This window comes from Enterobacter cloacae complex sp. GF14B (assembly GCF_004136805.1).
GTDB lineage: Bacteria > Pseudomonadota > Gammaproteobacteria > Enterobacterales > Enterobacteriaceae > Enterobacter > Enterobacter hormaechei_C.
In genome coordinates, this window is sequence record NZ_QFRV01000012.1 from 76,810 (window position 1) to 85,484 (window position 8,675).

The following is an 8,675-nucleotide window of genomic DNA, read 5'->3' on the forward strand; positions in this document are numbered from 1 at the left end:
TGCCCTCACCCCGACCCTCTCCCACAGGGAGAGGGCGCAACCATAAAATACGGTAACCTGACGGTTACCGTTTTGCATTTACCTCCTCTGCATTTCACTTAGCGAAACGTTTCGACGTTGATCACAAATCCGTTACGTCATGATGGTTTTCTGAACACTTCTGCGGCTACACTGTTTTTAGCGAAACGTTTCGCTAGTGGAGCAAAAAATGAAGAAAGGCACAGTACTCAACTCAGAAATCTCATCGGTGATTTCCCGTCTTGGGCATACCGATACGCTGGTGGTTTGCGATGCAGGCTTACCGGTTCCGCGCAGCACAACCCGTATCGATATGGCGTTAACGCAGGGCGTACCCTCGTTCATGCAGGTACTGGAAGTGGTCACCGCGGAGATGCAGGTTGAGGCGGCCATTCTCGCCGCGGAAATCAAACAACATAATCCGCAACTCCACGAAACGTTGCTCAGCCACATTGAGCAACTGCAACAGCACCAGGGAAACACCATAGAAATTCGTTACACAACGCACGAGCAGTTCAAACAACAAACCGCAGACAGTCAGGCGGTGATTCGCAGCGGGGAGTGTTCCCCGTATGCGAATATCATTCTCTGTGCTGGCGTCACCTTCTGAGGCCATCATGGACGCATTACTGCAACTCAAAGGGATCGATAAGTCGTTCCCGGGCGTAAAAGCCCTCTCCGGCGCGGCGCTGAACGTCTATTCCGGGCGCGTCATGGCGCTGGTGGGCGAAAACGGCGCCGGCAAATCCACCATGATGAAAGTGCTGACCGGTATCTACCAACGCGATGCCGGTTCGCTGCTGTGGCTGGGTAAAGAGACCACCTTCAACGGCCCGAAATCCTCTCAGGAAGCGGGCATCGGCATCATCCACCAGGAGCTGAACCTGATCCCGCAGCTCACCATTGCGGAGAACATCTTCCTCGGTCGTGAGTTTGTGAACCGGTTTGGCAAAATCGACTGGAAAACCATGTATGCCGAAGCGGACAAACTGCTGGCGAAGCTGAATCTGCGCTTTAAGAGCGACCGACTGGTGGGCGACCTTTCCATCGGCGATCAGCAGATGGTGGAAATCGCGAAGGTGCTGAGCTTCGAGTCGAAGGTCATCATTATGGATGAACCGACCGACGCCCTGACCGATACCGAAACCGAATCCCTGTTCCGCGTTATCCGCGAGCTGAAATCGCAGGGGCGCGGGATTGTCTATATCTCTCACCGCATGAAAGAGATCTTTGAAATCTGCGATGACGTCACCGTCTTCCGCGACGGGCAGTTTATTGCCGAGCGACAAGTGGCCACGCTGACGGAAGATACGCTCATCGAAATGATGGTGGGACGCAAGCTTGAAGATCAGTATCCGCATCTGGATAAAGCGCCGGGTGAGATTCGCCTGAAGGTGGATAACCTCTGCGGCCCGGGTGTGAACGACGTGACCTTTACCCTGCGCCAGGGCGAGATCCTGGGCGTGGCGGGTCTGATGGGCGCGGGACGTACCGAGCTGATGAAAGTGTTGTACGGCGCGCTGCCGCGCACCAGTGGGTATGTCACCCTCGACGGCCATGAAGTGGTCACCCGCTCCCCGCAGGATGGTCTGGCGAACGGCATCGTCTATATCTCCGAAGACCGCAAACGCGACGGCTTAGTGCTGGGCATGTCGGTAAAAGAGAACATGTCCCTGACTGCGCTAGGCTATTTCAGCCGCAGCGGCGGCAGCCTGAAACACAAAGATGAGCAGCAGGCGGTCAGCGATTTTATCCGTCTCTTTAACGTTAAAACCCCATCGATGGAGCAGGCGATTGGCCTGTTGTCCGGCGGTAATCAGCAGAAAGTGGCGATTGCCCGCGGGTTGATGACGCGCCCGAAAGTACTGATCCTCGATGAGCCCACCCGCGGCGTGGACGTGGGCGCGAAAAAAGAGATCTATCAGCTGATTAACCAGTTCAAGGCCGACGGTCTGAGCATCATTCTGGTCTCTTCCGAGATGCCAGAAGTATTAGGCATGAGCGATCGCATTATCGTCATGCATGAAGGGCATCTCGGTGGTGAATTCACTCGCGAGCAGGCCACCCAGGAAGTTCTGATGGCTGCCGCTGTGGGCAAGCTTAATCGCGTGAATCAGGAGTAAGAAGATGACTACCCAGGCTGTTTCTGGTCGCCGCTATTTCACAAAGGCATGGCTGATGGAACAAAAATCGCTGATTGCCCTGCTGGTGCTGATCGCGATTGTCTCGACCATGAGCCCGAACTTTTTTACCGTCAATAACCTGTTCAACATTCTTCAGCAGACCTCTGTCAACGCCATTATGGCGGTGGGGATGACGCTGGTGATTTTGACCTCGGGTATCGATCTGTCCGTCGGTTCCCTGCTGGCCCTCACCGGCGCGATCGCCGCGTCGATTGTCGGTATTGAGGTCAACGCGCTGGTGGCCGTTGCCGCTGCGCTGGCGGCAGGTGCGGCAATTGGCGCCGTAACCGGCGTAATTGTGGCGAAAGGTCGCGTTCAGGCGTTCATCGCCACGCTGGTGATGATGCTGCTGCTGCGCGGTGTGACCATGGTGTACACCAACGGCAGCCCGATTAATACCGGCTTTACCGATAACGCCGATCTGTTTGGCTGGTTCGGTATCGGTCGCCCGCTGGGTGTCCCGACCCCGGTCTGGATCATGGCTATCGTTTTCCTGGCGGCGTGGTACATGCTGCACCATACCCGTCTGGGTCGTTATATATATGCGCTGGGCGGTAACGAAGCGGCAACGCGCCTGTCCGGTATCAGCGTTAATAAAGTCAAAATTATCGTTTACTCCCTGTGCGGCCTGCTGGCGTCTCTGGCGGGCATCATCGAAGTGGCGCGCCTCTCTTCCGCACAGCCAACGGCGGGTACGGGCTATGAGCTGGATGCCATCGCGGCAGTGGTTCTGGGCGGTACGAGCCTTGCGGGCGGTAAAGGTCGCATTGTTGGGACATTGATCGGCGCACTGATCCTCGGTTTCCTGAATAATGGTTTGAATTTGTTAGGTGTTTCCTCCTATTACCAGATGATCGTTAAGGCAGTGGTGATTTTGCTGGCGGTACTGGTAGACAACAAAAAACAGTAACTGACGACACTACAGGACATCTTAGATATGAACATGAAAAAACTGGCTACCCTGGTTTCTGCTGTCGCGCTGAGCGCAACCGTAAGTGCTAACGCCATGGCGAAGGACACCATCGCGCTGGTTGTCTCTACCCTGAACAACCCGTTCTTCGTCTCCCTGAAGGATGGCGCGCAGAAAGAAGCAGATAAACTGGGCTACAACCTGGTGGTGCTGGATTCTCAGAACAACCCGGCGAAAGAGCTGGCTAACGTTCAGGACTTAACCGTTCGTGGCACCAAAATCCTGCTGATCAACCCAACCGATTCCGACGCGGTCGGTAATGCCGTGAAGATGGCAAACCAGGCGAAGATCCCGGTAATCACCCTTGACCGTCAGGCAACGAAAGGGGATGTGGTCAGCCACATTGCGTCTGATAACGTACTGGGCGGAAAAATCGCCGGCGACTACATCGCGAAGAAAGCCGGTGAAGGCGCGAAAGTGATTGAGTTGCAGGGTATCGCCGGGACTTCCGCGGCCCGTGAACGTGGTGAGGGTTTCCAGCAGGCTGTAGCGGCGCACAAATTCAACGTGCTGGCGAGCCAGCCGGCAGACTTCGACCGTACAAAGGGTCTGAACGTCATGCAGAACCTGCTGACCGCGCATCCTGATGTGCAGGCGGTATTCGCACAGAACGACGAAATGGCGCTCGGTGCGCTGCGTGCGCTCCAGACTGCGGGTAAATCAGATGTGATGGTTGTCGGATTTGACGGCACGCCGGATGGTGAAAAAGCAGTAAATGATGGCAAACTGGCTGCGACCATCGCTCAGCTGCCTGAGCAGATTGGCGCGACAGGCGTGCAAACTGCCGATAAAGTGCTGAAGGGCGAAAAAGTTCAGGCCAAATATCCTGTTGACCTGAAACTGGTCATTAAGCAGTAAAGGCGATTCAGGCAGTCGCTGGCTGCCTGAGGGACACCAAATAAAAGAAAAGTGTGGCATACGCCACCGGGTAATACCGGTGGCGCTCTCAGATGGACACCTCAATACATGAAAACCGCAGGCAACCTCGTCGTCCTTGGCAGTATCAATGCCGATCACATTCTTAACCTTGAAACGTTCCCCACTCCGGGCGAAACCGTCACCGGCAATCAGTATCAGGTGGCGTTCGGCGGTAAGGGCGCAAACCAGGCGGTTGCCGCCGGACGCAGCGGGGCGAATATCGCGTTTATCGCCTGTACGGGTGATGACGATACCGGCGAGCGCGTACGCAAACAGCTCGCAAGCGACAACATCGACATCGCACCCGTCAGCGTGGTTGCAGGGGAATCTACCGGCGTGGCGCTGATTTTCGTCAATGCGGAAGGTGAGAATGTCATCGGTATTCATGCAGGGGCTAATGCCGCGTTAACGACTGAACGCGTCGAAGCGCAGCGTGGAATCATCGCCGGAGCGGAAGCCCTGCTGATGCAGCTGGAGTCACCGGTTGAAAGCGTGCTGGCCGCTGCGAAAATTGCGCATGAAAATCATACCTCTGTCGTACTTAACCCGGCACCTGCCCGTGTATTATCAGACGAGCTGCTGGCGCTGGTGGATATTATCACCCCGAACGAAACCGAAGCGGAAAAGCTGACGGGTATCCGTGTCGAAAATGATGACGATGCAGCGCGTGCCGCGCTTGCGCTGCATGATAAAGGCATCGGCACCGTGATCATCACCCTCGGCAGCCGTGGGGTGTGGGCTAGCGTCAATGGCGAAGGTCGTCGCGTGCCGGGCTTTAAGGTCAAAGCCATTGATACCATCGCCGCAGGAGACACCTTCAACGGTGCGCTGGTAACGGCGCTGCTGGAAGGAAAAGCAATGGATGACGCGATCCGCTTCGCGCATGCCGCCGCTGCGATCGCGGTGACGCGTAAAGGCGCTCAGCCTTCTGTTCCATGGCGTAAAGAGATTGATGAATTCTTAAGTCAGCAGGGGTAACGCTTGGCCACAATGAAAGATGTCGCCCGTATGGCGGGCGTTTCTACCTCGACTGTTTCCCACGTTATCAATAACGATCGCTTCGTCAGCGAGGCGATTCGGGAGAAAGTTGACGCTGCAATTAAAGAACTCAACTATGCGCCGTCCGCGCTGGCGCGCAGCCTTAAGCTTAACCAGACGCGCACCATCGGCATGCTGATCACGGCCAGTACCAATCCTTTCTATTCTGAACTGGTGCGCGGCGTGGAGCGCAGCTGCTTCGAGCGCGGCTACAGCCTGGTGCTGTGCAATACCGAAGGCGATGAGCAGCGCATGAACCGTAACCTGGAAACGCTGATGCAAAAGCGCGTCGACGGGCTGCTGCTGCTCTGTACCGAAACGCATCAACCTTCGAAAGAGATCATCCAGCGCTACCCTTCTATTCCCACGGTGATGATGGACTGGGCGCCGTTCGACGGCACCAGCGATCTGATCCAGGATAACTCGCTGCTGGGCGGCGATATGGCGACTCAGCATCTGATCGATAAAGGTCATACCCGCATTGCCTGTATTACCGGCCCGCTGGATAAAACCCCGGCGCGCCTGCGTCTGGAAGGCTATCTTTCGGCCATGGAACGTGCGGGGCTTGCCATTCCTGATGGCTATCGCATCACCGGCGATTTCGAATTTAACGGTGGATTTGAAGCAATGCAGAAACTGCTGGCGCAAGAGCCGCGCCCGCAGGCGGTGTTTATCGGTAATGATGCGATGGCATTCGGAGCTTATCAGGCGCTTTATCAGGCGGGATTACGTGTCCCGGACGACATGGCGATCGTCGGTTACGATGATATCGAACTGGCGCGCTACATGACGCCGCCGCTGACCACCATCCATCAGCCGAAAGATGAACTGGGCGAGCTGGCCATCGATGTGTTGATCCACCGCATGGCCCAGCCCACGCTGCAACAGCAACGTTTGCAGCTTACTCCTGTTCTGATGGAACGCGGTTCGGTTTAGCCTTCTCTTTGTGACGCTCTTTAATCAGGTTCCGGCCGTCTTTTGGTTTTAACAACATAAAGACCACCGCCGATACCACGGTAAGCGCGCCCATGGTGATAAAGGTATAGTGGAACTGCTCAACGGTATTTGTACCGTCAAACCCTTCATAAAACCGCAGTACCGCCGCGCTCACGGCAACCCCGAGGCTGATCGACAGCTGTTGAGTGACCGCCAGTACGCTGTTGCCGCTGCTGGCATTCTCGTCGGTGAGGTCCGCAAGGGTGATGGTGTTCATCGACGTAAACTGCGTCGACATGGCCATACCCAGCACAAACAGCGGCAGGATCAGCATCCAGATTGGTAACGCCGCAGATTGCAGAGAGAACTGCGCAATCATCAATCCGATAAAGATCGTCACGCCAACCAGCGTCTTACGATAGCCAAACCAGCGCAGCACCTGCGTGACCGTCGATTTTGCCAGAATCGAGCCCATCGCCGTGGGCGCCATCATGCAGCCAGCAATCAGGGCCGGATAGCCGAAACCGACCTGGAGCATCAGCGGCATCAGGAACGGTACGCAGCCCGTGCCCAGACGTGAGGCAATGTTGCCCGCAATCCCGACGGAGAACGTTCGGGTGTTAAACAGAGATAAAGAGATAAGCGGTGTCGGATGGCGACGCGCATGACGTATATATAGAAGGAACAGCAGAATCCCGCTAAGGATGACGGCCAGCGCCAGCCACGTCGCTACGATTTTCTCGCCAAACAGCTCCATCCCGCTGGAGAACAGGACCAGGCTCAGGCCAAACAGGAAGAAGCCGCCCATATCGAAGCTGCGTCTTGGCGTGGTGAAGTTCGGCATATATTTACGGGCATAAATCAGCCCTGCCACACCAATCGGAATATTAATAAGGAAGATCCAGTGCCAGCTTGCCCAGGTCACCAGTACGCCACCGAGAACCGGGCCAAGTATCGGGCCGACCAGCCCCGGCATAGTCACAAAGTTGAGCACCGGGAGCAGTTCGCTGCGCGGATAGGCGCGCAATAACGCCAGACGCGCGACGGGCATCATCATCGCGCCGCCTATCCCCTGTAGAACGCGGAAGATAACCAGTTCCGTCAGAGAGGTGGAGAGGGCGCAAGCCAGAGAACCGAGGGTGAACAACGTCACCGCCAGCATGAATACTTTACGCGTGCCGAAACGATCGGCCAGCCAGCCGCTGACCGGAATAAGCATCGCCACCGTCAGGGTGTAGCTGATGATGGCGGATTGCATCGCCAGCGGGGAGCGGTTAAGGCTTTGTGCTATGGCGGGAAGGGCGGTATTGAGGATAGTGGCATCAAGTGCCTGCATAAAGAACGCCATGGCTGCAATCCACGGCAATCCGGCCATACTGCGTGCTTTTTTCTCTGTCATTTATTTACCTGCTGGTGGGTTGGCGCGGCCAGCAACGCCTGGCACGCACTCAGGGCTCGCTGCCCGTCGCTCTCCTGAATGGCATCGACTATCGCCTGATGCAGATCCAGCTTCACCACCTCATCCTGTGTGATAGAGGTAAAGTAAGTGTGGTACACAGAATGGAATAAAGAAGCAAAGGAGGTCAGGAAAGGATTTCCGCTCATATTATAGATATGTTCATGCCAGGCCATATCGACCGCTATCCAGCGCTCGCGGTTAAAGTGCTTTTTCAGATCCACCATCTCTTCCATCAAAGTATTGAGCTGCGCTTTTTGCTCTGCTGTGCCGAGCGTGGCGGCAAGCAGACAGGCCTGAGGTTCAAGACTGCTGCGCATGACCAGAAAGTGATCGACGACCTGATTAAAGTTATCTTCGGTCATCCACCAGGTGAGCAACTCCTGATCGAGAAAGTTCCAGTTTCCCTGAGGCATAACGCGGGTGCCAATGCGCGGGCGTGGAAGCACCATCCCTTTCGCCGTTAATGTTTTTACCGCTTCGCGAACGGCTGTACGGCTAACGCCAAACTGATCTCCCAGCTCCATCTCGCTGGGCAGGATGCTACCTGGAGCATATTTACCCGCTAAGATCAGCTGCGCCAGTTTCTCTGCCAGCACATAGGACAGGTTTTTTTGAGCTGCCAGCTGTTGTGCGCTTAATGGCATCGCTTTTATTCCTTAGATATTGATGCGGCTAATTATGCCATCTCAGGTGTGATTGTGGTTGCAGATACATCAAATAGAACAATTTGTAGCTGGATCTCATCGCTTTTGGTGAAAAAAAACACGGTCAGAAATTTTTTTTAAATTTCCTCTTGTCACTTCAGAAGAACTCCCTATAATGCGCCTCCACTGACACGGAACAACGGCACGCAAGCCGCCGGGTCAGCAGAGAAAAGCAAAACAAACGCTTGACTCTGAAGCGGGAAAGCGTAATATGCACACCCCGCGCCGCAGCGAAAACGAAGCGGCACTGCTCTTTAACAATTTATCAGACAATCTGTGTGGGCACTCAAAGTGACATGGATTCTTAACGTCCTCGGACGATAAATGAATACCAAGTCTCAACGAGTGAACACGTAATTCATTACGAAGTTTAATTCATTGAGCATCAAACTTTTAAATTGAAGAGTTTGATCATGGCTCAGATTGAACGCTGGCGGCAGGCCTAACAC

At 55.1% G+C, this 8,675-nt stretch carries 8 protein-coding genes; 6 read left to right on the forward strand and 2 right to left on the reverse strand.

The features are described 5' to 3' along the window. Nucleotides 1-208 precede the first annotated feature (208 nt). The 6 genes from rbsD to rbsR all read left to right on the forward strand — a co-directional run bounded on the left by rbsD (nucleotide 209) and on the right by rbsR (nucleotide 6,063). Nucleotides 209-628 (forward strand): D-ribose pyranase, encoded by a 420-nt coding sequence (gene rbsD / locus DD606_RS06745; RefSeq protein ID WP_003862392.1) that lies wholly within the window; start codon nucleotides 209-211, stop codon nucleotides 626-628. A 7-nt stretch (nucleotides 629-635) separates the two neighbouring features. After that, nucleotides 636-2,141: a ribose ABC transporter ATP-binding protein RbsA gene (gene rbsA, locus DD606_RS06750; RefSeq protein ID WP_129258382.1), complete on the forward strand. Its 1,506-nt coding sequence runs from the start codon at nucleotides 636-638 to the stop codon at nucleotides 2,139-2,141. Nucleotides 2,142-2,145: 4 nt separating this feature from the next. Next, entirely contained in the window at nucleotides 2,146-3,111 is a 966-nt protein-coding gene (rbsC, locus tag DD606_RS06755; RefSeq protein WP_003862395.1) for a ribose ABC transporter permease, read from the forward strand. Between the two features lie 27 nt (nucleotides 3,112-3,138). Then, nucleotides 3,139-4,029, forward strand: a complete 891-nt coding sequence (rbsB, locus tag DD606_RS06760) for a ribose ABC transporter substrate-binding protein RbsB (protein ID WP_003862397.1) — start codon at nucleotides 3,139-3,141, stop codon at nucleotides 4,027-4,029. 108 nt (nucleotides 4,030-4,137) lie between these two features. Further along, nucleotides 4,138-5,067 (forward strand): ribokinase, encoded by a 930-nt coding sequence (gene rbsK, locus DD606_RS06765; RefSeq protein WP_003862399.1) that lies wholly within the window; start codon nucleotides 4,138-4,140, stop codon nucleotides 5,065-5,067. A gap of 3 nt (nucleotides 5,068-5,070) precedes the next feature. Further along, nucleotides 5,071-6,063, forward strand: a complete 993-nt coding sequence (gene rbsR, locus DD606_RS06770; protein WP_003862402.1) for a ribose operon transcriptional repressor RbsR — start codon at nucleotides 5,071-5,073, stop codon at nucleotides 6,061-6,063. Here rbsR and mdtD read toward each other — a convergent pair. Continuing rightward, nucleotides 6,029-7,462: a multidrug transporter subunit MdtD gene (mdtD, locus tag DD606_RS06775; protein ID WP_003862403.1), complete on the reverse strand. Its 1,434-nt coding sequence runs from the start codon at nucleotides 7,460-7,462 to the stop codon at nucleotides 6,029-6,031. The two genes, rbsR and mdtD, sit on opposite strands and share 35 nt — an antisense overlap. Beyond that, nucleotides 7,459-8,166: a FadR/GntR family transcriptional regulator gene (locus DD606_RS06780; protein WP_003862405.1), complete on the reverse strand. Its 708-nt coding sequence runs from the start codon at nucleotides 8,164-8,166 to the stop codon at nucleotides 7,459-7,461. Before DD606_RS06780 ends, mdtD begins: the two co-directional genes overlap by 4 nt. Between the last annotated feature and the right edge of the window lie 509 nt (nucleotides 8,167-8,675).

Excerpts from the sequence above, each read along its gene's own strand:
- rbsD (WP_003862392.1), top strand. The coding sequence starts at position 209 with ATGAAGAAAGGCACAGTACTCAACTCAGAAATCTCATCGGTGATTTCC.
- rbsA (WP_129258382.1), top strand. The coding sequence starts at position 636 with ATGGACGCATTACTGCAACTCAAAGGGATCGATAAGTCGTTCCCGGGC.
- rbsC (WP_003862395.1), top strand. The coding sequence starts at position 2,146 with ATGACTACCCAGGCTGTTTCTGGTCGCCGCTATTTCACAAAGGCATGG.
- rbsB (WP_003862397.1), top strand. The coding sequence starts at position 3,139 with ATGAACATGAAAAAACTGGCTACCCTGGTTTCTGCTGTCGCGCTGAGC.
- rbsK (WP_003862399.1), top strand. The coding sequence starts at position 4,138 with ATGAAAACCGCAGGCAACCTCGTCGTCCTTGGCAGTATCAATGCCGAT.
- mdtD (WP_003862403.1), bottom strand. The coding sequence starts at position 7,462 with ATGACAGAGAAAAAAGCACGCAGTATGGCCGGATTGCCGTGGATTGCA.
- DD606_RS06780 (WP_003862405.1), bottom strand. The coding sequence starts at position 8,166 with ATGCCATTAAGCGCACAACAGCTGGCAGCTCAAAAAAACCTGTCCTAT.